This window comes from Streptomyces sp. NPDC059743 (assembly GCF_042732975.1).
Taxonomy (GTDB): Bacteria; Actinomycetota; Actinomycetes; order Streptomycetales; family Streptomycetaceae; genus Streptomyces.
The window spans coordinates 25,749-48,114 of record NZ_JBHWGS010000003.1 but is presented as its reverse complement, the minus strand read 5'-3'; the positions used below and the strand labels follow the sequence as shown (position 1 = coordinate 48,114).

Here is a 22,366-nt window from a genome sequence, read left to right as displayed (position 1 = left end):
ACTATTCCCACGTCGCGTTTTTTTTACTCTACCGCCAACTAGTTGCGGTGGCTCGGCGCGGTGGGGGGGGCGCGGCCCCGGGGGGCGGCCCCCCCCACCCCCCGGCGGATCAGTGCGGGAACAGCGGCGGGAAGGTGGGCGTGCCCGGGTCGCAGGTGTTGCCGTAGATGGCGCTGGCGGCGGCCGTCAGACGGACGGGGCCGGCAACACGCACCGTGATCTTCTTGAGGGATCCGGTCTTCTTCATGGTGTTCTGCATGGTGTTCACCTCCTTCTGGGTGTCGATCGCGGTCCGGCTCCGGGGATCCGGGGCCGGAAGCTTGTGGGGCCGTCCTGGAGGGCCGTCCTGGAAGGGCTGTCCTGGAAGGGCCGCCCGCCGTCAGACGGGCGACTGGAGGACGCTCCGCAGGTCCTCCAGCAGATCCAGCGCCCGGGACCTCGGGCCCTCGGCGAGATCCGGCGAAGGAGCGGGATCCGCGGGTCTCGCGGTGCGCGCGGGCCCGCGGCGGTCGTCCGCCAGCCGCAGGGCCGTGGCGGCCTGCCGGGCGAACAGGGCGAGCAGATCGAGTTCACCGAGGCTGGAGCGGGCCTGCGGCGCCGGATCGAGTACTTCCAGTACGCCGAGGACCCGGTCGCCATGGATCAGCGGCGCCGCCATCAGCGCGTCGGGCACGAACTCCGTCGACTTCGCGAAGTCACGGTCGAACGCGGCGCTGCGCGACAGATCCGCGACGATCATCGGCTCGCCCGAGGTGACGACCCAGCCCGCGATACCGCTGTCCGCCGGGAAGCGCCGTCCCACCAGGAACGCCTCGCCGCGTCCCGAGACCGCCTGGAAGACCAGCTCGTGCGCGGCCTCGTCCAGCAGGAACACCGAACTCGCCTCGGCTCCGAAGATGGCCCGCGCCACATCCACCACGGACCGCAGAAGCTCCGCGGAGAGCGGATCGACCGGATCGACGCCGGACACGGCCGACGCGCCGGACACCGTGGACTCGGCGGACTCGTTCCCTGCACTGCTTTCCCTCACTGCGCACCCCTGGCGGCGACTTCGACGTTTGCTGCGGAAAGGTAGAGAGCGGTCTTGAGCTGAAAGGTGGTCATCCGGCGGTGCTCGGAGAGGATCCGCGCGCACAGGCCCGCGATGTACGGCGTCGCGAAGCTGTTGCCCGTCGTCCGCATCGTGGTGCCGCCGAGCCAGGCGACCCGTACGTCCTGGCCCGGCGCGAAGAACTCCACGGGAGGGCGCGGATTGTAGAGATAGAGCTCCGGATCGCTCTCGCGGTGGCTGCCGACCGAGATGACGGAGGCGAACCGCCACGGGAAGCTCTCCACCGGCGTGTTGTGGGCCGAGGCCACGATCACGGTCCTGCGGAAGTACGCCTCGTCGGCGAGGGCGTGCAGCTCCGGCGCGAAGCGCGTACGGGTGGTGGAGAGGCTCAGATTGATCACGTCGAAGCCCTGGCGGACGGCCCAGCGCAGACCGGCGAGCATGATGTCGCCGGTTCCGGAGAAGCCCTTGCCCAGCACCCGGACGCTGTACAGCTCGCACTCGGGCGCCGTGGCGCGGATGATTCCCGCGCAGGCCGTGCCGTGTCCGCAGGCGTCGCCGCTCTCGGTGCGCTCCACGGTGATCCCGTCGGAGTCCTGGACGACGGCCCAGGCGCCGTCGACGGCGCCGATCAGCGGATGGTCCCGCTCCACACCGGAGTCGACGACGCACACCTTGATCCCGCGCCCTCGGGCACCGGCCCAGGTGGACGGTGCGGGCATGGCCGGCGCGTCGGCGGTGACCCGGACATCCCGCGGGCCTTCGCCGCGCAGACTCCAGACCAGGCCGGGACGGTGCGCCGTCCCGTCGCCGCTCGTTCTGGCACCGTCCGTCGTGCGGCTTCCCGGGCTCTCGCCGTACCGGTCGCCGGTCCCGCCGTAGCTGTCGCTCATACCGACTCCGCCGTTCGCGCGGCCCGGCGCAGACCGGGCAGATGCTTCTTCGTCGCGAACCGTCCGCGCGCCAGCTCCGCGGCCTCCCGTGCCTCCGGCCGACGGCCGAGCCGTCCCAGCACCTCGGCGCGATCCAGCAGGGCGACCGCCTGGACGACCGGTGAGTCGGTCGCGTCGGCGGCGCTCACGGCGCGTGCGGACAGCGCGAGGGCCTCCTCGGCGCGCTCCCGCGCGGCGGAGATACGGGCGAGGACGCCGTAGAGATCGGCCGCGTCGGAGCGAGGCAGATCGGTGGTGGCCGTGGATGTGGCAGTGGTGGCGTGCGAGGCGAGACGCTCCTCGGCCTCGTCCACGCGGCCCGCGTCCAGCAGTACACGCGCGGCCTCGCGGGTCACCGTTCCGAGCAGTCCGCCGGCCCCGAGCCCGCGTCCGGCCTCCGCCGCCTCGTCCAGCAGATCGAGCGCCCGGTCGTCCCGGCCCGCGAGCGATTCCACCGCCGCCGCGAACATGGGTACCACCACAGCGCCCTCCGCATAGCCGAGTTCGGCGGCGATCCTGCGGGCGTCGGTGAGCCGGGCACGGGCCTCGTCCCACTGTTCGCGCAGGGCGACGAGGACCGCGAGCGGACAGTTGAGCGTCAGTTGTACGGTCGGCCGCGGGCCGCCGTGTTCGGCCAGCAGTTCGCAGCCGCGCGTCAGCGCCGTGGGCACCGGCTCGGGCCCTCGCCACAGCGAGACACCGATGGCGCCGAGTGCCAGGGCGCGCTCCGGTTCGGCGTCGTGGCGCACCGCGTGGTCGAGAGCGCGGGTGAGCAGGGCGTCGGCCTGGCCGTGCCGGCCCTGGAGCTGGCGCTCCTGCGCCATCCGGATACATGCCCTGGCCTGGCCCAGTTCATCACCGGCCCGCTCGAACACGGGCAGGGTGAGCCGGGCCGTCTCCGCGATGTCTGCGGGCATATCGGCGGGAGGCGCGGCGGCCAGCGCGAGCCGGGCATGGGCCGCTTCCACGGCCGGGACGTCCGCCGTGCCCGTACTCCCCTCGGTTTCCCGGGAGTTGTCGAGCACGGCGAGCAGCAGGCCACGGCCTTCGTCGGTCCGGCCGGTGGCGAGCCGTACCTCGCCCAGGCGCCGTGCGGCCTCGGCCCACTCGGGCTCCGTCCCTGCCCGTGTCCCCGTTCCCGTTCCCCTTCCCGTTTCCGTTCCCGTCGAGAGTTCCACCGCCCGTGCGAGCAGCGTGCCGGCCCAGGCGAGATCGGAACGGGCGAGCGCCCGGGAGCCGGCCGCGATGAGCAACCGGGCGGCGCGGCGGCGTAGTTGTTCCGTACGGGCGTCGAGTACGCCGAGCTCCGCGCGGTAGCGGAAGGCGCGCTCCAGATGGCCCGCCACGGCCGCGTCCCGCTCGGGAGACGGGCGCTCAGGAGACGGACGCTCAGGAGACGGACGCTCGGCAGTCGCGTGCCGGGAAGCGCCGCTCTCACCGTCCGTCCGGGCCGGCAGTACCTCGGCGGCGTGCTCGTGCCGCTCGGCCCGGACCCGTTTGGCCATGGACTCGTAGGTGATCTCGTGCACGATGACATTGCTGAACCGGAGCGGAGCGCGACCGGAGGCGGTACGTCCCACCGGCTGCACCAGACGGCGTCGGCAGAGCCGCGTCAGCGCCGAGCGGACAGGCTCCTCCGGACGGCCGTCCGTACTCGTGCCTGCCCCCGCGCCCGCCGAAGCCGGACCGCCGTGCAGCGGGCCGCCCGGCGCGCCCTCCGGACAGACGGCCGCGAGCGCGGTCAGATCGTCGGCGGTGAACTCCCGTCCCACGACGGCCGCGAGGTCGAGCGCGGCCCGCTCCGGGCCGCCGAGCGCGTCGATACGCGCGCCGAGCAGCGCCTGGAGCGTGGGCGGCAGATCGCCGCGCCCGTCGGCGCCGTACGCGGACTCCGGCTCCGAGACAGTGGCGAGAAGCTGCTCCAGATAGAACGGATTGCCACCGGCCGCCTCCAGCACTCGGGCAGGCACCGCGCTGCCGTCCTCACCGGCCCAGTGGGCGCTCACCTCGGTCAGCGCGAGAGCCACCGTCTCGGACTCGGCCGCCGTCAGCCGTGGCAGCATCAGCGCACGGGAGCGCAGCCGGCCGCTGCCCCAGCCGGGCCGCCGGTCGAGCAGATCAGGACGGGCCAGACAGACGAACAGCACGGCGGACAGGTCCAGTTCCTCGATCAGACGGTCGAGTACGCCGAGCAGCGGATCGCTCGCCCAGTGGCAGTCGTCGATCATCACCACGACGGTCCGGTGCCGGGAGAGAACGGTCAGCAGAGCGACCACGGCGGCGCATGTCTCGCCGACCGAGGGATTCGGTGTGCCGTCCTTCAGCAGACCGGCCGCCAGCACCTCCAACGCGGCGCTCCACACGGCGCGTTCGGCCGGATCGGTGAGCTCATCGGTCCCGGTTCCGGTCCCCGTACCGGTCCCTGTCCCGGCGCTCCGGTCCAGGAGCGCGGTGACCGCCTCGGCCAGCGGCGCTAGGCTGCCGTGGTCCCCGTACGGGCGACAGCGTCCCGAGCCGAAGACCACCGACGACGCGGCGCGTTCGCGCCACTCGTGCAGCAGACGCGTCTTGCCCATCCCCGCGTCGCCGTAGACGGTGACCAGATACGAGCCATGGCCGTCGGACACATCGGCGAGCGCCAGGCCCAGCTCCGTCAGCTCCCGCTCGCGCCCGACGAACGGCACGTCGAAGCGGCGCAGCAGCTCCGGCGCGTCCTCGCCGATGCCACAGAGCCGATAGGCGGTGAACGGGCCGGCCTTGCCCTTCAGTGTCAGCGGACCGACGCTCTCCGTCCGTGCGCCCGCTCCGGCCGCGAGCCGTGTCTCCGGGCCGAGCAGAATCTCACCGGGCGAGGCGTGCTGTTCGAGCCGGGCGGCGATATTGACCGTCTCGCCCGAGACGAGGGCCTGACGGGCGCTGACATCCGTACCGCTCACCACAGGGCCCGAGTTGACACCGATCCTGACGCGGAGCCGGATCCCGAGCGAGGGTTCGAGCTCCGTGTCGTTCAGCTCCTCCACCGCGTCCAGCATGGCGAGTGCGGCGGTGAGCGCCCGCAGGGCGTCGTCCTCGTGCATCTCGGGAATGCCGAAGACGGCCATCACCGCGTCACCGATGAACTTCTCCACGGTGCCGCCGAACTCCTCCAGCCGGGCCCGCATCAGCCCGAAGTAGCGGAGAGTCACGGCGCGCAGAGCCTCGGGATCCAGCGTCCCCGACAGCGCTGTCGAGCCGACGAGATCGCAGAAGACGACGGTCACCGTCCTCCGCTCCTCGGCCTGCGCGGCCGGGCGTGCGGCGACGGTCGTTCCGCAGAGCGGACAGAACCGCGCGCTCTGCGGCAGCAGGCCTTCGCACGAGGCACACCGCATGGATCGTTGTCCTTTCGGCTCTGGGAGGGAGAGATCGGAACTGCGAGGGAGGCATCAGACCTGGGCGGGAGACGTCAGAAGAGGGCGCCGCCGGCGATCTCGCTGTGTGCCTGGACCTCGGGGCCCACCTCGTCAAGGCGTGCCTTGATGTCCAGCAGCAGAAAGACCTCGTCCGGAGTGAGACCGCGGAGCACCTGGCGCTGTTCGTCGGTGAGTTCGGAGAGCGGGAAACCGTGCTCTTCGAGGGCGGCCAGCGCGTCGGGTGCGGGCTGGCCGGGCCGGTCGGGCCGGCCGGGGCGAGGGCCTTCGGGCTCGTTCATGACGTGTCCGTTCCTGCCGTGGGACCGTACGGGCGCGGTGCGGTACGTGCGGTACGTGCGTCACGGTCGACGCATCCGAACAGTTCGATGAGCGCGTCCAGGGTGTGCAGCCCGCTGACGGTGACGGCGGAACTCATGGAAGAGCTCAGCGGCAGCCGGTCGAGCAGGGCGAAGAGCTCCGCCGCGTGCCCGGTGTCCAGACCGGCGTGCTCGCGGACGGTGGTGACGGCCGCCTCCGGCAGACCGGTCACGGAGACGATGCGATCCGCCAGCCAGGGCGCGGGAGCACCGGCCTCCAGGACCGCGATATAACCGAGCAGCATCACCGGATGGTGGTACTCGATCCAGTACTGCTGCGCACCCACGAGACGAGCGACAGCGGGCTGGGGGAGCGTGGTGAGAAGAGTCTGCGGATCTCCGCCGAGGGCGGCGAAGTCGGCCAGCAGCCAACTGTCGTGGCCGCGCTCCTCGTTGATGTGCTCCCGGAGATAGCTCGCCAGCGGTGCGGCGATCCGGTCGCGCGGGCCGAGTTCGGCGCAGCGCGCCGCCGCACGCTCCATCAGCGGTACGGACGCCCGGATCACGCCGTGCATGGCCTGTACGTAGACGGCGTACCGCTCCCGGAGTCCGGGCGCACGCCACAGCCGGGCGGTCGACGCGCCGAGCGCCGGAGCGGTGAGCGCGAGCCTGGCCCGTAGCGCCTGTCCGGCGAGAACGGCGGTGCCCGCGTCGGTTTTTGGGTACGCAGCCGCTCTCATCGCGGTGCCTCCCGCCCACCGAGGGACACCAAGTCGGCGTGGCGGGCGCTGCCATGGCGTCGTACGAGCGCTACCGGGCCCGCCTCGGACTGGAGCCGGGCCGCGTGCCGGTCGAGCAGCGCGCCAGCGGCTCCGGAGGCGACCTTGTGCGCGATGGCCAGTGCCTCGGGATGCTCACCGAGCCGTCGGCAGCCCGCGCAGTAGCCGCGCGCGGTGGCGCCGGGCGCGGACCTGTGGAGCAGGTTGGCCGGTCCCACCGTTCTGATCATCCGCAGCACCGGTGAGGAGGACGACCGTTCCCGGATCTCTTCCCAGGTGTCCACGGCGATATGACCCAGCGTCAGATGAGCGGGCGGCGGGCGCGTGTCCACCGTCTGCTGGTTGCAGCAGGCGAGGACCGTTCCGTCGTGGGCGACCACCGGCCAGGCGGCCATCGAGCACGGGAGCGCGCGTCGCGGATCGGGCGCCACCGGACGGGCGGTGGCCCAGGACGCCGCGCGGCCGACGGCCCGTACGGTGTTCACCAGCATCGGCACGCGGTCCGCGAAGGTCCGGCGGACCTCGGCGACAAGGTCGGTGAGATACGGATCGTCCGGCCCGGAGCCGACGAGATGCAGACTGGCGGGCACTCCGGCGTCCAGCACCCGCCGTACCGTACGGAAGACGGCCCGGCGCGGAACCTCCCGTTCATGGAAGGCGTCGACGCTCACGGAGAAGTGGTCGACCGCGGTGATCGCACGCAGGATCTTCGCCGGGATCGGCGTGTCCCGGGAGTCGGTGTCCGCAGCGAAGAACGCGCCGGTGAGCAGCGCGCAGCGGGTACCGGCCCGCTGGGCCCGCCCGGCCAGTGCCGCCACCAGATCCGGTCGCAGCAGAGGCTCACCGCCGGACATCATCAGCACATCGGGACGGTCGTCCGCGCGGAACGAGCCGACGAAGCGCAGCAGCCGGCCGCCGTCCGGCTCCTCGGACTCCATGGTGGACGAGGAGGAGCAGTGGGCGCAGTGCAGCGGGCAGCGGCGCGTGAGATTCAGCAGCAGCCCGGCGCCCGGCAGCGGGCGCAGACTCATCAGCTCGGCGAGCTCCACGGCGGTTCCTCCTCTCTCGGCGGTGCACGGCGGATCGTGGTGTACGGAAAGTCTCCGGGCGACGGGTTCGAAACCTCGGTCACGGACGCCTGGAAATCGGTAAATCCGCAGGCCGGCGGCGCGTGAACGCCGGTCAGGCCATCGCGTGACGGGCGCCGGCCGGATCGGTGAGGGACTGTTGCCGCGCGTAGACATGCAGCAGACGCGGGAGTTCGTAGAGCACCGCGTGCGCGGTGACCTCGCTGTCCGGCAGGGCGATCATTCCCGCGTCCATCAGGGACTCCAGCTCCCTGCGGGCCTGGTCCTGCCCATGGGCGAGCACGGCCGCCGCCTCATGGAGCGTGAAGACGGGCCCCGGAAGAGTCCCGAGGCGGCGCAGCACCGTTCTGCTCGTCTCGGGCAGCTCGCTCCAGCACTTGGACAGCCGAGGGCGTACGTCCATGTCGCCCGCGGTGAGTTCGTCCAGCAGAGTGCTGTCGTCGGCCAGCCGTGCCGCGTACTCACCGAGCGGGAGATGGCGCAGTACGGCCAGTTTCAGCCCGCTCACCCGGACGGCGAGCGGCAGCATGCCCGTGGCCGCGACGATGCGTTCGGCGGCGCCCAGGTCGGCGCGCAGCCGGTCGGGCCCGATGATGCCCGCCAGCAGGTCGAGGGCCTCGGCCATGGAGAACGGCGCCAGCGCGAGCCGGTGGGCCGGTGCGAGTCCGCCCAGTTGGGAGCGGGCGGTGATGACCACGGCGCTGGCTCCGGCATCCGGCAGGAGCGGCCGGACATCGGCCTCGGCGGCGGCGTCGTCCAGCAGGAGCAGCAGTCTTCGGTGCGCCAGCCAGGCCCGCCATACGGCGGCGGCCTCGTCCGGATCGTCCGGTACCGCGCCGCCGTCCGGTACCGCGCCGCCCGGCATCGGGAGGGCGAGGCCGACGAGCCGGGCGAGTTCGGCGAGGACAGCGGGCCAGGGCCGGGGGACACCCGCGGTATCGCGCATCCGTACCAGCAGCCGGCCGTCGGGGAACGCGTCGGCGAGCCGGTGCGCGACATGCACGGCCGTCTCGGTCTTTCCCATGCCGACCGGGCCGGTGAGGACCGCGACCCGCCGTTCCGCATGGCCGTCCTCGCCCAGCAGCGTCATCAGTTCGCGCACCTGGTCGCGGCGGCCGGTGAAGTCCGCCGGATCTTGCGGCAGAAGAGAGCGCACGCTCCTGCGCGCGGCTCCGGTGACGGATGGCACGCCCGGCCCTGGAGGAGCGCCGGTGCCGTCCTGACCGCCGTCGAGCATCGACCGGTACAGCGCCTGGAGCGAGGGACTCGGCTGGAGTCCCAGTTCGGAGGCGAGAAGCTGGCGCAGTCCCTCGTACGCGGCGAACGCCTCGGTCTGCCGGCCCAGTCGGCACAGCACATTCATCTGGACCGCCCGCAGCCGCTCCCGCAGCGGATGCTGCTCCACGAGATCGGCGACGGTCTCGGCGATACGCGGTGCGTTGCCGAGGCTCAGCTCGGCCTCGGCCCAGTCCTCGTACAACTGGAGATAACGGCTGTTCAGCCGCTCGGTCTCGTCCAGGATCGCCCGGGAACAGAGGAGTTCGGGCAGGGCCGGACCGCGCCAGAGGTCGAGTGCCTCCCGCAGCAGCCGGGCGGCCGGGACCGAGGCGCCCTGGCGCAGCGCGTCCCTGCCCGACCGTACGAGGCGGTGGAAGCGCAGCGAGTCCAGCTCGTCCTCGCCCACGCGCAGCACATAGCCGCCGGCCTGGTGTTCCAGCCGGTCCCGGGCTCCGGCGTCGTCCAGCAGTCTGCGCAGGGCCGAGACATACACCTGGAGGTTCTTACGGGCCGTACGAGGCGGCATATCGGCCCACAGCGCGTCGGTGAGCGTGTCGACGGAGACCGGCTTGTTCGGCCGGCACAGCAGCATCGCCAGAAGCAGACGCTGCTTCAACGGGCCGAGAGGGAGGGCCTGTGGGCCCAAATGAACCGAGAGCGGGCCGAGGACGGAGAACCGTATGCCGCCGGTCCGCGGTTCGGCGATGCCGTTCATCACGTTCGTACCTCCTGGGGTCGAGGCGGCGTGTCGGCGACCGGCGGCGCGGGAGCACAGGGCGACCACGTCTGCCCGGCGGTCGTAAGCTGAGATGAATAAGCGCGGATACATCATTAATCTCCGCTAGGGCGGACGCAAGAGGCACCTGGCGGCGGCCGGTTCACCACGGGCCGCCCGGCCCGTACCACCTCTCTGGTATGCGGGGATACCGGACACATACCGCTCTTTGGGCATCTGTGAATCGGCCTGTTCTAGCTTCTGGTGCTGCCGGCGCACCCCCGTCGCCGGACACGGTTCGCTATCCGAGGAGAAGCCATGGCCGAGAACACCGAGCCCACGAACGAGTCGACCGAGCCGGCCGAGGCCGAGGTCGAGGCGCACGCCGAGTCGCCGCTGGAGCTCCAGGAGCTGGACGGCGCCGTCCCCGGCAAGGACCTGGACCAGCCGGGCACCAGCAACATCAGCGTCGCCCTCTGCTGATCGGCTCCATGTGACCGAGGGTGTGTCCGGCCGCTGTCACCGCGCGGCCGGACACACTCCCGTCGCCGGACACGGTTCGCTATCCGAGGAGGAGTCATGGCCGACAACACCGAGCCCACGAACGAGTCGACCGAGCAGGCGGAGACCGAGGCCGAGGTCGAGGCGCACGCCGGGTCTCCGCTGGAGCTCCAGGAGCTGGACAGCGGCTTTCCCGGCAAGGACCTGGACCAGCCGGGTACCAGCACCAGCAGCATCGCCCTCTGCTGACGCGCTCTCCGCGATCGATGGTGTTCCGGCCGGCCGCCGTCACCGTCCGGCCGGACGCGCACCGATCGCGGTCCCACCCGAAGTCCCGCCCGAGAGAGGTTCACCGACGTGCCCGTCGCCTTCGCCGTAGCGGACCGAGAGTTCTACGCACCGCTGGAGAACAGCCGGGACCGGGGCGAGGTCTTCCGGCCTTCGAGCCCGCCCGAGGGCTGGCGTGACCTCGACTTCGGGATCTGGACCACCTGGTACAGGGAGGACCGTAAGCCGGGCGTCGAGGACGGCTGGAAGGTCCATGTCTCGGCCCGGCCCGACCGGCTTGCACAGGTGCTCGACACCGTCGCCGGGATCTGCTTCGAGCAGGACGTGACGTTCAAGCATCTGTCCTGCCGGCTGTTCTATCTGTGGGCCCATCACAAGCAGGCGGCCCGGCAGGCGAACGGCAAGTTCATCGCCGCCTACCCCAGGAGCGCCGAGGCCGCGGGCGCGCTGATGGAACAGCTGCGCGTGGCCCTCGCGGACGAGGAAGGGCCGCGCATCCTCACCGACCGCCGCTACAAGGACTCCCGTACGGTCCACTACCGCTACGGAGCGTTCACGCGCCGCAGCCGTGTCCGGCCCGACGGCACGGACCTGCTGCTGGTCCGCGACGGGAACGGCCGGGAGACGGAGGACCGGCGCGGGATGTCCTTCGTCCTGCCCGAGGGCGTCTCGGACCCGTTCGCCGAGCGCACGGCCGGCGCCCGCCGCGCCGTCCGGTCCGGATCCGCAGGCGCGGGCAAGCAACTCTCCTTCCAGGGATACGTCTTTGAGGAAGCCGTGCAGTTCAGCAATGGCGGCGGTGTCTACAAAGGGCGCGAAGAGGCCACCGGACGCCCGGTGTTCATCAAGGAGGCGCGGGCGCACTCCGGTGTCGCCCCGAACGGCGCCACCGCGCCGGACTATCTGCGCGCAGAGTGGCGGGTCCTTCAGGAGCTGCGGACCACCGCGCCGGGACTGGCGCCGGTACCGGTCGCCTACTTCCGCCAGGGTGAGCACGAGTTCCTGGTCACCGAGCCGATCGAGGGCAAGGGACTCCAGCCGTGGATGGCGGACAACCACCCGATGCTGGGCGGGGAGTTGACCTCGGAGGCCTTCGCCGCGTACTACGCGCGGTCCGAGAGGATCCTCGCCGGGATCGAACAGGCCCTGGAGCGGCTGCACGCGGCGGGTTATCTCTTTGTGGACGTCAGCCCCGGCAATGTCCTGGTGACCGAGGGCGACGGCGTGAGGCTGGTCGACTTCGAGGCGGTACACCGCCCGGGCACGCCGTTCACGCCGGTCGGCACCCTCGGCTACGCCCCGCCGGCCGCGCTCCTCGCCGACGCGGACGGCGATCCGTCCCTCTACGACGACTACGGCGTCTCGGCACTGGCCCAGTTGCTCGTCGGCCCGTACCACCATTCCATCCGGCACAACCCCGATGTACTGGCCCATCTGCGCCATGAGCTGACCGCGTACGCCCCGGTCTCCGAGGTCCTGTGGAACCGCGCCACCAAGTACCACCGGCCGGGCGGGCCGGCTACCGCGACGGGGGTGCCCGCCCGGCCGGAGCGGCTGTCCACGTCCGAGCGGCTGCCCTCGCCCGAGTCGGTGGCGGCGGAACCACTGCGTCATCTCGCGGAGTTGCGGGACCGGACCGCGGACGCACTGCTCGCGATGACCGATCTCGGCCATCCCGACCGGGTGTTCCCGACGATCCCGGACGGCTACCGCACCAACACCCTGTGCGTGGCCTATGGCACGGCAGGTGTCGTACACGCCCTGGGCCGGGCCGGCCGGGCCCTGCCGGACGGGCTGCTGGAACGGCTGCGCCGCGACGCCCTCGCCGCCAGGAACGACCTGGCGCCGGGCCTGTACGTCGGTCTCGCCGGCATCGCCCGGACACTCGCCGACCGCGGTCTGCTGGACGAGGCCCGCGAACTGCTCACGGTGGCCGACCGCCATCCGCTCACCACCGGCGCCGCGTCGGCGACGCTGTACGGCGGCTCCGCCGGGCTCGCCCTGGCCCATCTCGCCCTGTACGGCCGTACCGGCGACGAGCACCACATCGACCGGGCCCAGGCGCTCGCAGCGGCCCTGCCTCCCGACGAGGAACTCACTCCTCTGCTCGGTCCCGACGACGCCACCGGTCTGATGCACGGCCGCTGCGGAGTGGCCCTGATGCTGTGTCAACTGACCGGTGTCACCGGCGAGCGGGACCATCTCCGGCGCGGGATACGGCTGTTGCACGCCGAACTCGACCGGGACTCCGCACCCGGAGCGCCCGGGATGTACTTCCCCATCTCCGCGGCGGACGGCCGCAGCCTGCCCTATCTCTACTGCGGCTCGGCCGGGACGGCGTACACGGTCGCCCGCTATCTGCGCGTCGTCGACGACCGGCGGCTGGCCGAGGCACTGCCCAGGCTGCTGACCGCCCTGCGCTCCGGAGCTCCCGCGATGTCCGGGCTCCAGCAGGGACTCGCCGGTCTCGGCTTCGCGCTCGCCGACCACGCCGAGCTCACCGGGGACGGGACGAGCCGCCAGGAGGCGATCCGGATCGCGCGCGGGCTCTACAAGTTCGCCGTTCCGCACACCACCGGTGTGCGTTTCCTGGGCGACCGGCTGCTGCGGTTCAGCGCCGACCTGTGGAGCGGCTCCGCCGGAGTCCTGCTCTTCCTGTCGCAGCTGCTCGACCCGCGCCCGGGCGCCCTGCTCACGGAGAGCCCGCTCCCGGCCGCCGTGCCCACCGCCGTATCCGACCTGACCACCCGGTGAGGCACCGCCATGGATGAACCGGAGCACACTCCACGCCGCCGTGATCTCACTCTGTACTGGTGGGGCCAGACCGCCTCCGCCTTCGGTTCGGTGTTCACCGCGATCGCCCTGCCCATCGTGGCGGTGGTCCATCTCGGCGCCTCGGCCATGGAAGTCGGTCTGCTGAGCGCCGCCGCCACTCTGCCCGTGCTGCTCTTCGGGCTGCCCGCGGGCGCGCTCGCCGACCGGATCACCCGGCCACGGCGGGCCCTGCTGGCGCTGGACTGCGTCTCCGCCGCGACGGTCGCGGCGGTCGCGCTCGGGCTGGCCCAGGACATCGTCACGGTGGTCTGGCTGGCCTGCCTCAGCGCCGCCCTGGGCGCCATGTCCACGCTCACGACCGCCGTCTACTTCCTGCATCTCAAACAGTTGACGGGAGCGGACGGAATCGGTCCCGCGCGGGCCAAGCTCCAGGCCGGTCAGTACGGCGCCTCGCTCATCGGGCGGCTGCTGTCGGGCCCGGCCGTCGCCGTGCTCGGCGGTGCGTCGGCCCTGGCGCTCGACGCCGTGAGCTATCTGCTGAGCGCCGTGGCCCTGCTGAGCATGCGTCAACCGGACCGGATGCCGCCCAGAGCCGGACAGCCACTGGCGGCCACGCTGCGCGGTGCGGCGGACGGACTGCGGTTCTTCACCAAGGATCCCTTCCACCGGGCGCTCGCGGTCTTCGTCGTCGTACCGACCTGTACGGCGGCGGCGCTCACCGCGCTCACCGGTCCCTTTCTGCTGCGGACCCTGGAACTGCCCACGGAGGCGTTCGGAGCCGTCTTCGCGCTCTCCGGCGTCATGGGCCTCGGCGGATCGGCCGTGGCCTCGCGGCTGCTGCGGCCGGGCAGCGACGCGCGCCGGGTGGCGCTGCTCACCTTCACACTGGCCGCCGCGTGCACGCTGCTGCTGCCTCTCTCCGCCGGACCGCTCGCGCTCGCCGCGCCGAGCGCCGCTCTGGGCATCGGGCTTCCGGTGTTCTTCGGGGCCATCGCCAATGTGGCCGTGACCTCCGTGCTCGTCGCCGATGTACCGGAAGCCGTACTGGGCCGGTCCATGGCGGCACTTCAGGTGTGCACGGCGGCGGCCGGGATATCCGGCGCGCTCCTGGGCGGCGCGCTCGGCAGCCGGTGGGGGATCCGCGAGGCGCTGTGGGCCATGGCCCTGGCCGGGCTGGCCGGTGTGCTGACGACCTTGCCACGGGCACTGCGCACCGCCCGCCGCCTGCGCGAGGCTGCCGAACGGGAAGCGGCGGCCGTACGGGACGCGCCTCTGGACGCGGAGCGGCCGACGTAACGGCAGGCGGGGAAGGAGCAGTGGGGGAGGAGCCGCGGGGAAGACCGTACACCCTGGGAGTTAGGAAATCAGCAGGTCAGGGCGTGAAAGAGCCCCGCCCATGCGCCAAGGCGACTCATGGGCGGGGCCGAATTGCCCCTTGAGCTGGCGCAGGTACTGAATACCCAGCCGGGGCCTGTCTTCCCGTGACTACTCGTGGCCGTCACGTTGTTCGTACTCAATGGCTTTGAAGCAGTCTTCGTGTACGGGCACGTGCCAGCCGGGGCCGGAAGGAGCGTCCCAGTACACCCTGCGGTGAGGTTCCTCCGGTTCCACGGGCCAGTGGCACGCGTAGCAGCGCGGCGTCCCGTCATGAAAGGTGATGCGTGGGCGTGGATCACGGGCCAAAGGAGTGGTAGTCGCTTCCTTGGTAGGAGTGGCACTGCTTGAAGTCCGCAAAGGCTTTCGCGGGAGATCTACCGGGGCGGGCTTGTCGGTCACAGCCGCCGCCCCAGAAAGCCGACTTCGTGACGGCGCTGCGCGGTGTCCTGATGGATGAGGGGCCGGATGCGCTCCATGGTGGGACTGTGCGACCGGTCGTCGGCTCGACTGTGCTTCGGTTCGTCGTCGGCAACGGCGTCGGGGCATTCCGGTCTTCCACACTGGCACGGGTCCCATGCGGCCAGATGGGACCGTACAGGGATCTCGCGGTTCTCCTTCACTCCGTCCCGTCCTTCTGATCGGTCGCCCCGTGCGGGTGCTGCCGGATGGTGTCGTTGGCGCTTCGGACACTCACAGGGCTGCCCACCGTGTGAGCAGTGGCTCGACTCCGGTCCGCCGCACGGCAGATGTCGCACTCGGGCCGGGCCACGGGCTCAAGGTCCGGCGTGGGCACGTCCACGGCTGTCGTGGTCTCACTGGTCACAGTTCAACCGCTTTTCCAGTCCGGCCATGACCCGATGGAGAATCGTGCGGGTCGGCTTGCGAAACGGCCCACGGGGGGTACCGGCCGGCCACAACGCCCACTTGCTGTGCCACGTCTCATCCGGCGTCAGCCGGTAGAACTCGTGTCGGGTGACGGCCGCTTCAAGCTCTGCCGCGCCGTTGCGGAGTAACCGCTTCGGTAGTTCGTATGCCATGGCCACCATCCCGCTGTTCATCAAGACCGTTGATGCTGTCGAGTGTTGACCTAGAGAAGCGTGGCGAAGGGCTCGGCACCACAGCAGAAAGGCCGCAGTCCTGCCGCACTCTGGCCGCACTGGATACGCTGACCAGGGCGGACGGCACCCGGACGAGAGGGGACGGGCAGGATGACCGACACTAGGCGGCGGAGATTCGCGGAGCGCCGCAAAGCACGTGGATTGAATCAAGAGGAATTCGCGGAAGCGGTAGGCGTTGACCGTTCCACTGTTCAGCGCTGGGAAAATGGGAAAACCGGCCCTCAGCCCTGGCAACGGCCGAAGATCGCTAAAGCGCTAGGAGTCACAGCGAACGAGCTTGACGCGCTTCTAATTCCCGACGCGTACACGCTGCCCCAACCGCCTGGCTTGTGGCTTTCGGTTGCGCACCCTACAACCGATGATGAATTCGATGCATTCGAATTGGCGCGGCGGGTCTCGGCAAGCGACGTGGGGAAGGAGACGTTGAGCCGGCTAGAAAACTCATTCGATGAGTTGGCCATGAAGTATCCAGTTTCTCCGCCACAGGAACTTTTGGAGCGTGTGCGGAAGCATTCTGCGTACGTGGCGCATCTCATGGACGCTCGCATGACACTAAGCGAACAGCAACGGCTTTACGTCGTCGGAGGCTGGTTCCAACTATTGGGCGCGACGCTCCATATCGATCTGAACCAGGAGCACGCCGCAACGGCCCGTTTGCAGGCAGCGGCAAGCCTTGCTCGGCACGCCGGGCACCGAGAAATCGAAGCGTGGTGTTACGAAACAGACGCTTGGCGAGTGCTTACGGATGGCGACTACGGCCGTGCGCTCGAACTGTCTCAGGTGGCGCAACAACTAGCACCGACCGGAAGTTCAGTAGAAATTCAGGCTACAGCTCAAGAAGGAAGGGCACGGGCGCGCCTCGGAGAAAACGCAGCGACTTATGCGGCGATTGAAAAGGTTCAACGAATGTCTGGGGCAATGGTGCCATGGAAAGGAACGGAGCACCATTTCCAATACGACCCCGGTAAGTCGCTGGCCTACACCGCCACAACGCTTGCATGGATCGGAGACCCGTCCGCAGAAACTTACGCGCGCGAGGTAATTGCCAGGCTGGCCCCTTCTGAGGATATTCACAAATGGCCTCGCCGGGTCGCGTCAGCCAATATTGATTTGGCTTTGGCCTTGCTCGGTGGCGACCGTATGGACGAAGCGTGCAATGCGGCTCAACGCGCCATATTGTCCGGCCGTATCGTGCCCTCAAACCATTGGCGTGCATTGGAAGTCGTCAAGGCAGTGGAGACACGGCAACTGCCGGAAGCGCCGGATCTTCGCGAGGCTTACCAGGGTCTCAAGGCGCTAGAGGCCGGAGAGTAGCAATATCGCTCAGCGTATGTGATGCTGTGCGGCCTTCGTCGGGGCTGTCCGGGAGGGCCATTCGGACGCTTCCTGACTGGGCTGCCACAGACGCACAGAACCCTACCCCTCTCCCCGAGCGGCGGGGCTTCTTGCTGCCCTGCCACTCCGGGCAATGTGGATTCCTCGTTGTACTTGTACGCACTGCCCTCAACCTGGATAAGCGGCAGGCGGTCAAGAATGGGGGACTCTTGAATGGTCTCTTTGTTGTGACACTGCGTGCACAGCGGACGGAGACGATTGAACGCCTCCGGCTTGGCCACACCTTGAGCCAGCAACTCACGCCGAGACAAAGGGAAGTGACCGGCAACCGTGGCCGTGCGAACGCACAGCAGACACCACGGGTTGCGGTACAGGTATGTCTTACAAACACGCTGCCAACGCGTGGTGTAGCCCGGCTCTGCACTCGTCCCACGCTGCTGCTCGGCCTCGCGCTCGCGCTTGGCACCGCAGCCACCCGTGGTCAGCTCGGGGTACCCGGGTACCGAACACGGGGGCGAGGCTTTCGGGGCATGGGAGCTCACCTCTATTCGGCGGGCTGGGCATGGAAAAGCCCCGGCTGCCTGAACCGGGGCCGATCAACAACGCGGGCACTTACAGGCCGAACGCTCCACCCTCAATGAGGATGAGCAGACCAATACCAATGAGAACCACGGGCAACAGGATGTGACCCCAGCGGCTGAGTGCACGGGCAATGGCCGGGCGGGTGGCGAAGAACCAGCCCGCGAATATCCACACGGCTAGCAGGATAAGGAAAACGACCACGTACACGCTCATACCGCCGATCCCGGCGGTGGCGAACACGGGGACATAAACGCCGATGTTGTCGCCACCGTTGGCGAAGGTAACTGCGGCCACTTCAAGGATCTTGGGCCCACTCGTCTTGGCTTCGCCCTCCTCGCCCTCGCCATTCCGATGCTTCCACGCCTGCCAAGCCGCCTTGATCCCGAGAGCGAGCGGAAGCAAACCGAGATATGGGATCGCCGACTCGGGCAGGAACGTAGCGCCAAATCCAGCAGCCACGGTTACGGCGAGGATCGCCACAAAGCCGAGATACTGACCGGCCGCAATCCGTGACGTTGAACCACGGTGCCCGGCCCCCTGAGCGAAGAACAGAGACAAGATCAGGATGTCGTCAATGTTCGTGACCGCGAACAGTCCCGCCGCCTGACCGATGATGCCTAGGTCCACTGACCTGCCCGCCCAACAAGTTGTACCGATCCGAGTGGAACGACTGTACGGGAGCGCGATGGCCACTGGTCTCTCGACGCGGGCGCGGACCTGTTTGTGGGACCTGTTGTGCGCCTGCTTCCAGTCGAGGAGTTCCTCGTCTTTGCGGCGCCGGTGGGGCATTACGAGGCCGGTGCCCGGACAGCCGCCATCGGCGATTGTCATGGTGCCGCCGACGGCGGCCTTGGCGCCAGACTCCTCCCATGCCTTGCAGTCGGCTCGATTGCCGGGAAGCGGCCGGCCGACCACGACGACCAGCCGAGTGTCCGCATCGATGACGACCTGGTGATTGGTGGAGTACCGATAGTTCTTGGACTGTTCGGCCACCGTGTGATCGCGGGTTGGAACAAGAGTGGCATCCACGATGGGCACGGTGTCCTTGCGGAACCGCTTGCGGGGCCGGAGTGCGAGCAGAGGGCCGAGGTGGCCGACGATACGGTCGGCTGAAGACCTCGAGACCCCAAACAGCGGGGCGAGCTGACGCAGCGTCAAGTTGGTACGCCAGTACGTGGCAACTAGCAGCACCCGGTCCTCCAGCGGCAGACCCCACGGCCGACCCCGACGTGCGGCGTCTGCACCTTGACGCCGCACAGCGGTCATCAGCCCGCTGAAGGGCACTGTCCAGGATGGCGCCGACGCCGTGATCACACCAGCCGCGCTGTGATCATTTCACTGCTGACGCGCTGGACCTCGGGTCTTCACCCAGGCTCCCTGCCGCCCGTGAGCCGACGACGCCACCAAAGGTCAGAGCGCCACTGCCGGCGGTCGGCAAACGGGTCGGGAAGGGTGCGCTTGAGGTACACAGTGTCCAGAGAGACCACTTGGCGCTCCAGCTCGGCACGAGCCCGGACAGGCAGCTGCTCCAGGACCAGCTCGAGCACGTCGCGGGCATGCCTCACGTCGTCAAAGGAACAGCCGCGGCACGAGCACTCCGCGTCCTGCGGATAGAGAGGCCGACGTCCAGGCGGTTCCAGAAACGCTTGGTAACGCCGCAGCGCACGGTCCGTGGCACCGGGATAGACGTAATAGTCGGCCGACAGCCCCTCTACTCGATGTATCGCGAGGCTGGTGCGGGCAGAGAACCCGTGGATCCGATTCGGCGGCGGGTCCTCCCAGGCGCGAGGACCATGCTGTTCGACGCGCAGGGCGCCAGGCCGTCTACGCGGCATCGGCCTTTCGGTATGCAGTCATGGACGTCATCATGCCAGCACCCACGCCCGGAGCCGTGCGGCCCATGCCTCAACGATGTACCGCTCCAGCGGGGGACGGGAAGTGGACGCAGGCTTGTTGCACGCGCCGCCGCCTGAGTAGTACTGGCACTCGTAGGAACCGCCGCCGTACGACATCGAGTGCCCGCAGTCTGCGCACCGTGGTAGCCCGGTGAGCGGGTGGACTCGGCGTTCCGTCTGGGGCTTGGCGGTGTTGAGCATCTGGTGTCCGGAGACGAGCCGGCGGGCGCGTGCGGCGAGATCGGCGGGGATCATCTGTGGCAGGACATCGGCTGTGACGCAGCGGACCGCGTGCGTTCCCCCTCGCGGACGACCTTGGACTTCCTGAGCAACAGGTCCACTTCGGGGCGGTTGTCGCATGCGGCAGGGACAGGGGCTGTGCCCCGTTCGGTGGTCTTCTTCATGGTCTCCCGGGAGACCAGAGGTTTCCTGCGTGCCATGACCTGAGTGCCTGTCGCCCTGGGATACCCCCTGTGACCAGCGGAAACGGTCCGCTGCCCGAGCAAGTCCCAGAGAGTTGGACCTACTGGGGGAAGAGGCGGGGGAGTGTCAGCGGCGGGCGGTATCGCTCACGCGGTGTCGTCCGCCGCGCCGTGCTCCCGCTCCCGTCGCGCGATCACATCGATCATGTCGCTGATCGTGCCCACCGCTTCGGGAGAGAGGCCGACCGCGCGCAGGGCCATGCTGCGTACCTGCGCGTCCCGCAGCGCGCCGAGCAGTTCGAGCTCCTTGGCGACCGCCGCGCCCTGGTCGTCGTCGAAGAAGTAGGCGACCGGTACCTGGAAGAACTGGGCCAGGGCTTCGAGATGGCGTTTGGTCGGATTGTCCCGGCGCCCGGTGCGCAGTTGCCACAGATACGTCGCGGAGAAGCTGTCGCCGGTGGCCTCGCGGCACGCCCGGGCGACCTCCTCGTGGCTGTACTGCTCACGGTTGGGACGGCGCACCACACGGAACAGGGCGTCGATCCTCCCGGCCAGTGTCGACGGAGCGGCCTCCTCGTCGGCCATCGCGTCCGTCACCTCCTGGGCCCGCCCGGTGGATCCCGGTCCCTGGCTCGCCGGATTGTTTCCGGCTGCTCGTCCGTCCTTGCTCATTCATCCTAGTTCATGGCCCATCGAGGCGGAGGAGGGCGGACGCGGCCTGCCCAGTTCCTTCACGGGCGCGTCAGTTCGTCCCTGGCCCGTCGGCGGGTGTACTCCACCGCGCCGGAGAAGGTGAAGGCCTCGGCCACGCTGATCAGCCAGGCGGCCTCGGCGTCGACGGTGTCCTCGGCCGGCGGTGAGGCGAGCCCGGCGCCGGTACCGGCGGCACCATCACCGTATGTCCGCCCGGCGCGGGCGGATTCCAGCGCCGCCGCGATGGTCGCCGCCTCGACCGTGGCGGCGACACCGGCGGGAGGCACCGGGAAACGGATGAGGGCGCCCTCCACCCACAGCTCGATCCGCGGATCGAGATAGGGACGCAGCGCGAGATAGCCGTCCCTGATCTCCACCACCCGCCGGTAGAGGGCGAATTCGGCCGCGCGCGGGTCGACTCGGCCCGCCCATCGCCAGGAGACGCCCAGGGCCGTGCCGGGAACCACGGCGTGCAGGGCCGACCACAGCGGTTCCAGGGCGCGCAGATCGCGGTAAGGGCGCAGCCAGCCGGCCGGAGCGGCGAGTGCGGGACCCCAGCGGGCGGCGGTCACGCCCAGGGCCGCGAGTACGAGACAGCCCGTCCCGAGCGACACCGCCACCGGATCCAGGCCGACGCCCTGACGGTGTGTACTGACCATATTGACGACGGCCGCCAGGCCCCAGAGCCCCCACGCCAGACCGACCACGGCGCCGGCGCAGATCAGCCGGAGCCCGGTGCGCAGCGGCCCGGGCGGCAGACCTCGCGCGTGCAGGACCACCGGCACGGTGAACAGGCCGAGGCAGAAGAGCGTGTACAGCGTGAAGACCGAGTCGAACGCGGCGAACCAGGGCCACCCGGACGCGTCCGTGGTGACCGTACCTCCGACGACCTCCGGCCGTGCGACGAGGAAGAGCACCGGGCATACGGCGAGGACGACGGCGGTCGCGCCCAGATGCCGGCGCCCGGCCATGCGCGCCGGAGGCCGAGGCCGCGCCGGTGGCCGAGGAGTCAGCCGTAGCGCGGCCTGAGGCAGAAAGGCCATCGCGGCCATCTCCAGCTCACGTCCGACGAGATGGAATCCCGGCGCGGCTCCCGGTAACACGAGCTGGGCCGCGGCCACCGTGGCCGGGGCGAGGAGCACCATCGCCGCGCCCATGGTCAGTCCGAACCAGCACAGCAGCCGCACCGCCGAGGACGATCCGCCGCGCCGCGCCAGCCGCAGTTCGTACCAGCCGACGGCGATGGCGAGACCGGCCGGGCAGTACGCCAGCACCTCATCCACGGCCGGATCCCTCGCCGTCCACGGCGCCCACCAGCCAGCCCGCCTCGCCATGGCCCTGGGCCGGCCGCGCGGGCCTGGCCTCGTCCCGCGCCACCCGGTGCAGGATCAGCGAGGCGAGCAACTCGGCCTCGCACTCCTGCGGTTCGGTGTAGACGGTCCGGCCGAGGACCCGGCGGATCAGCGCGGGCGAGAGGCCCGGCATCAGCAGACGTGCCGCCGACGAGTCGGCCGCCGGCGCCCGGTCATGACCGCACAGCAGATGAGCGGCCTCGTGCAGCAGGATGTGCCGCCGGTGGAAGGCCGTGGTGCCTTCGGCGCAGAGAATGTAGTCGGCGCGGTCGGTGGTCACGAGCAGCCCGCAGGGCAGCGAATGTCCCATGGCGACGGGCAGGATCTCGATGGGCCGTCCGCGCTGCTCCGCGAGGGCGGCGATGAACGCCTCCGGCGTGAACGGCCGTGGCAGCGTCAGTGACGCGGCGATACGACGGGTCCGCTGCCAGATACGCCGCTCGGCGCGGCCCCGGTTCACGCGTGCCTCCTCTCGG

At 70.1% G+C, this 22,366-nt stretch carries 19 protein-coding genes and 1 pseudogene; 5 read left to right on the top strand and 15 right to left on the bottom strand.

All coding sequences use genetic code 11. The annotated features are described in order from the left end of the window. Positions 1 to 109 precede the first annotated feature (109 nt). The 8 genes from ACFV6H_RS05970 to ACFV6H_RS05935 form a co-directional block, all read right to left on the bottom strand. Positions 110 to 259 carry a hypothetical protein gene (locus ACFV6H_RS05970; protein WP_384985790.1) on the bottom strand — a complete coding sequence of 50 codons (150 nt, stop codon included), beginning with the start codon at positions 257 to 259 and terminating at the stop codon, positions 110 to 112. A gap of 120 nt (positions 260 to 379) precedes the next feature. Continuing rightward, positions 380 to 988: a GAF domain-containing protein gene (locus tag ACFV6H_RS05965; protein ID WP_385539752.1), complete on the bottom strand. Its 609-nt coding sequence runs from the start codon at positions 986 to 988 to the stop codon at positions 380 to 382. A 38-nt stretch (positions 989 to 1,026) separates the two neighbouring features. Next, on the bottom strand, positions 1,027 to 1,944 hold the full coding sequence (locus tag ACFV6H_RS05960) for a S8 family serine peptidase (RefSeq protein WP_385539061.1): 918 nt from the start codon (positions 1,942 to 1,944) through the stop codon (positions 1,027 to 1,029). Then, the gene (locus tag ACFV6H_RS05955) at positions 1,941 to 5,354 is read right to left on the bottom strand and encodes an adenylate/guanylate cyclase domain-containing protein (protein ID WP_385539059.1); all 3,414 of its coding nucleotides are present in this window, start codon (positions 5,352 to 5,354) and stop codon (positions 1,941 to 1,943) included. The genes ACFV6H_RS05960 and ACFV6H_RS05955 overlap by 4 nt, the downstream gene beginning before the upstream one ends. A 74-nt stretch (positions 5,355 to 5,428) precedes the next feature. Further along, positions 5,429 to 5,674, bottom strand: a complete 246-nt coding sequence (locus tag ACFV6H_RS05950; RefSeq protein WP_385539057.1) for an aroma-sacti cluster domain-containing protein — start codon at positions 5,672 to 5,674, stop codon at positions 5,429 to 5,431. Continuing rightward, positions 5,671 to 6,432, bottom strand: a complete 762-nt coding sequence (locus ACFV6H_RS05945; RefSeq protein ID WP_385539055.1) for an iron-containing redox enzyme family protein — start codon at positions 6,430 to 6,432, stop codon at positions 5,671 to 5,673. The genes ACFV6H_RS05950 and ACFV6H_RS05945 overlap by 4 nt, the downstream gene beginning before the upstream one ends. After that, on the bottom strand, positions 6,429 to 7,520 hold the full coding sequence (locus tag ACFV6H_RS05940; protein ID WP_385539053.1) for a radical SAM protein: 1,092 nt from the start codon (positions 7,518 to 7,520) through the stop codon (positions 6,429 to 6,431). The genes ACFV6H_RS05945 and ACFV6H_RS05940 overlap by 4 nt, the downstream gene beginning before the upstream one ends. A 133-nt stretch (positions 7,521 to 7,653) precedes the next feature. After that, the gene (locus tag ACFV6H_RS05935) at positions 7,654 to 9,552 is read right to left on the bottom strand and encodes a BTAD domain-containing putative transcriptional regulator (RefSeq protein ID WP_385539051.1); all 1,899 of its coding nucleotides are present in this window, start codon (positions 9,550 to 9,552) and stop codon (positions 7,654 to 7,656) included. A 318-nt stretch (positions 9,553 to 9,870) separates the two neighbouring features. Here ACFV6H_RS05935 and ACFV6H_RS05930 point away from each other — a divergent pair, with 318 nt between their 5' ends. The 4 genes from ACFV6H_RS05930 (at position 9,871) to ACFV6H_RS05915 (ending at position 14,412) form a co-directional block, all read left to right on the top strand. Further along, positions 9,871 to 10,035, top strand: a complete 165-nt coding sequence (locus tag ACFV6H_RS05930; RefSeq protein ID WP_161230492.1) for a hypothetical protein — start codon at positions 9,871 to 9,873, stop codon at positions 10,033 to 10,035. 96 nt (positions 10,036 to 10,131) lie between these two features. Continuing rightward, entirely contained in the window at positions 10,132 to 10,302 is a 171-nt protein-coding gene (locus tag ACFV6H_RS05925; protein WP_385539049.1) for a hypothetical protein, read from the top strand. Positions 10,303 to 10,410: 108 nt separating this feature from the next. Beyond that, on the top strand, positions 10,411 to 13,095 hold the full coding sequence (gene lanKC, locus ACFV6H_RS05920) for a class III lanthionine synthetase LanKC (RefSeq protein WP_385539047.1): 2,685 nt from the start codon (positions 10,411 to 10,413) through the stop codon (positions 13,093 to 13,095). A 9-nt stretch (positions 13,096 to 13,104) separates the two neighbouring features. After that, positions 13,105 to 14,412, top strand: a complete 1,308-nt coding sequence (locus ACFV6H_RS05915) for an MFS transporter (RefSeq protein ID WP_385539045.1) — start codon at positions 13,105 to 13,107, stop codon at positions 14,410 to 14,412. 893 nt (positions 14,413 to 15,305) lie between these two features. On the opposite strand, the gene ACFV6H_RS05910 is transcribed toward ACFV6H_RS05915, so the two are convergent. Beyond that, entirely contained in the window at positions 15,306 to 15,530 is a 225-nt protein-coding gene (locus ACFV6H_RS05910) for a hypothetical protein (protein ID WP_385539043.1), read from the bottom strand. A gap of 171 nt (positions 15,531 to 15,701) precedes the next feature. On the opposite strand from ACFV6H_RS05910, the gene ACFV6H_RS05905 reads away from it, so the two are divergent. Further along, positions 15,702 to 16,925, top strand: coding sequence for a helix-turn-helix transcriptional regulator (locus tag ACFV6H_RS05905; RefSeq protein WP_385539041.1), 1,224 nt, complete (start codon positions 15,702 to 15,704; stop codon positions 16,923 to 16,925). A gap of 633 nt (positions 16,926 to 17,558) precedes the next feature. Here ACFV6H_RS05905 and ACFV6H_RS05900 read toward each other — a convergent pair. The 6 genes and pseudogenes from ACFV6H_RS05900 to ACFV6H_RS05875 form a co-directional block, all read right to left on the bottom strand. After that, positions 17,559 to 18,155 carry a cadmium resistance transporter gene (locus ACFV6H_RS05900; RefSeq protein ID WP_384985933.1) on the bottom strand — a complete coding sequence of 199 codons (597 nt, stop codon included), beginning with the start codon at positions 18,153 to 18,155 and terminating at the stop codon, positions 17,559 to 17,561. Positions 18,156 to 18,215: 60 nt separating this feature from the next. Next, positions 18,216 to 18,794, bottom strand: a pseudogene (locus ACFV6H_RS05895) (transposase family protein); the annotation flags it as partial. 599 nt (positions 18,795 to 19,393) lie between these two features. Beyond that, complete coding sequence (locus tag ACFV6H_RS05890; RefSeq protein ID WP_385539039.1) at positions 19,394 to 19,678, bottom strand: recombinase zinc beta ribbon domain-containing protein; 285 nt, start codon at positions 19,676 to 19,678, stop codon at positions 19,394 to 19,396. Positions 19,679 to 19,992: 314 nt separating this feature from the next. Beyond that, positions 19,993 to 20,430, bottom strand: a complete 438-nt coding sequence (locus ACFV6H_RS05885; protein ID WP_161230713.1) for a helix-turn-helix domain-containing protein — start codon at positions 20,428 to 20,430, stop codon at positions 19,993 to 19,995. A 146-nt stretch (positions 20,431 to 20,576) separates the two neighbouring features. Then, on the bottom strand, positions 20,577 to 21,821 hold the full coding sequence (locus tag ACFV6H_RS05880; protein WP_385539037.1) for an MAB_1171c family putative transporter: 1,245 nt from the start codon (positions 21,819 to 21,821) through the stop codon (positions 20,577 to 20,579). Beyond that, complete coding sequence (locus ACFV6H_RS05875; protein WP_385539035.1) at positions 21,814 to 22,350, bottom strand: ParH-like protein; 537 nt, start codon at positions 22,348 to 22,350, stop codon at positions 21,814 to 21,816. The genes ACFV6H_RS05880 and ACFV6H_RS05875 overlap by 8 nt, the downstream gene beginning before the upstream one ends. Between the last annotated feature and the right edge of the window lie 16 nt (positions 22,351 to 22,366).

Bases quoted from the DNA above. Each gene is read 5' to 3' on its own strand.
- ACFV6H_RS05960 (WP_385539061.1), bottom strand. From the start codon at position 1,944: ATGAGCGACAGCTACGGCGGGACCGGCGACCGGTACGGCGAGAGCCCG.
- ACFV6H_RS05930 (WP_161230492.1), top strand. From the start codon at position 9,871: ATGGCCGAGAACACCGAGCCCACGAACGAGTCGACCGAGCCGGCCGAG.
- ACFV6H_RS05970 (WP_384985790.1), bottom strand. From the start codon at position 259: ATGCAGAACACCATGAAGAAGACCGGATCCCTCAAGAAGATCACGGTG.
- ACFV6H_RS05905 (WP_385539041.1), top strand. From the start codon at position 15,702: ATGACCGACACTAGGCGGCGGAGATTCGCGGAGCGCCGCAAAGCACGT.
- ACFV6H_RS05915 (WP_385539045.1), top strand. From the start codon at position 13,105: ATGGATGAACCGGAGCACACTCCACGCCGCCGTGATCTCACTCTGTAC.
- ACFV6H_RS05885 (WP_161230713.1), bottom strand. From the start codon at position 20,430: ATGGCCGACGAGGAGGCCGCTCCGTCGACACTGGCCGGGAGGATCGAC.
- ACFV6H_RS05955 (WP_385539059.1), bottom strand. From the start codon at position 5,354: ATGCGGTGTGCCTCGTGCGAAGGCCTGCTGCCGCAGAGCGCGCGGTTC.
- ACFV6H_RS05935 (WP_385539051.1), bottom strand. From the start codon at position 9,552: ATGAACGGCATCGCCGAACCGCGGACCGGCGGCATACGGTTCTCCGTC.
- ACFV6H_RS05890 (WP_385539039.1), bottom strand. From the start codon at position 19,678: ATGATCCCCGCCGATCTCGCCGCACGCGCCCGCCGGCTCGTCTCCGGA.
- ACFV6H_RS05950 (WP_385539057.1), bottom strand. From the start codon at position 5,674: ATGAACGAGCCCGAAGGCCCTCGCCCCGGCCGGCCCGACCGGCCCGGC.
- ACFV6H_RS05910 (WP_385539043.1), bottom strand. From the start codon at position 15,530: ATGGCATACGAACTACCGAAGCGGTTACTCCGCAACGGCGCGGCAGAG.
- ACFV6H_RS05925 (WP_385539049.1), top strand. From the start codon at position 10,132: ATGGCCGACAACACCGAGCCCACGAACGAGTCGACCGAGCAGGCGGAG.
- ACFV6H_RS05945 (WP_385539055.1), bottom strand. From the start codon at position 6,432: ATGAGAGCGGCTGCGTACCCAAAAACCGACGCGGGCACCGCCGTTCTC.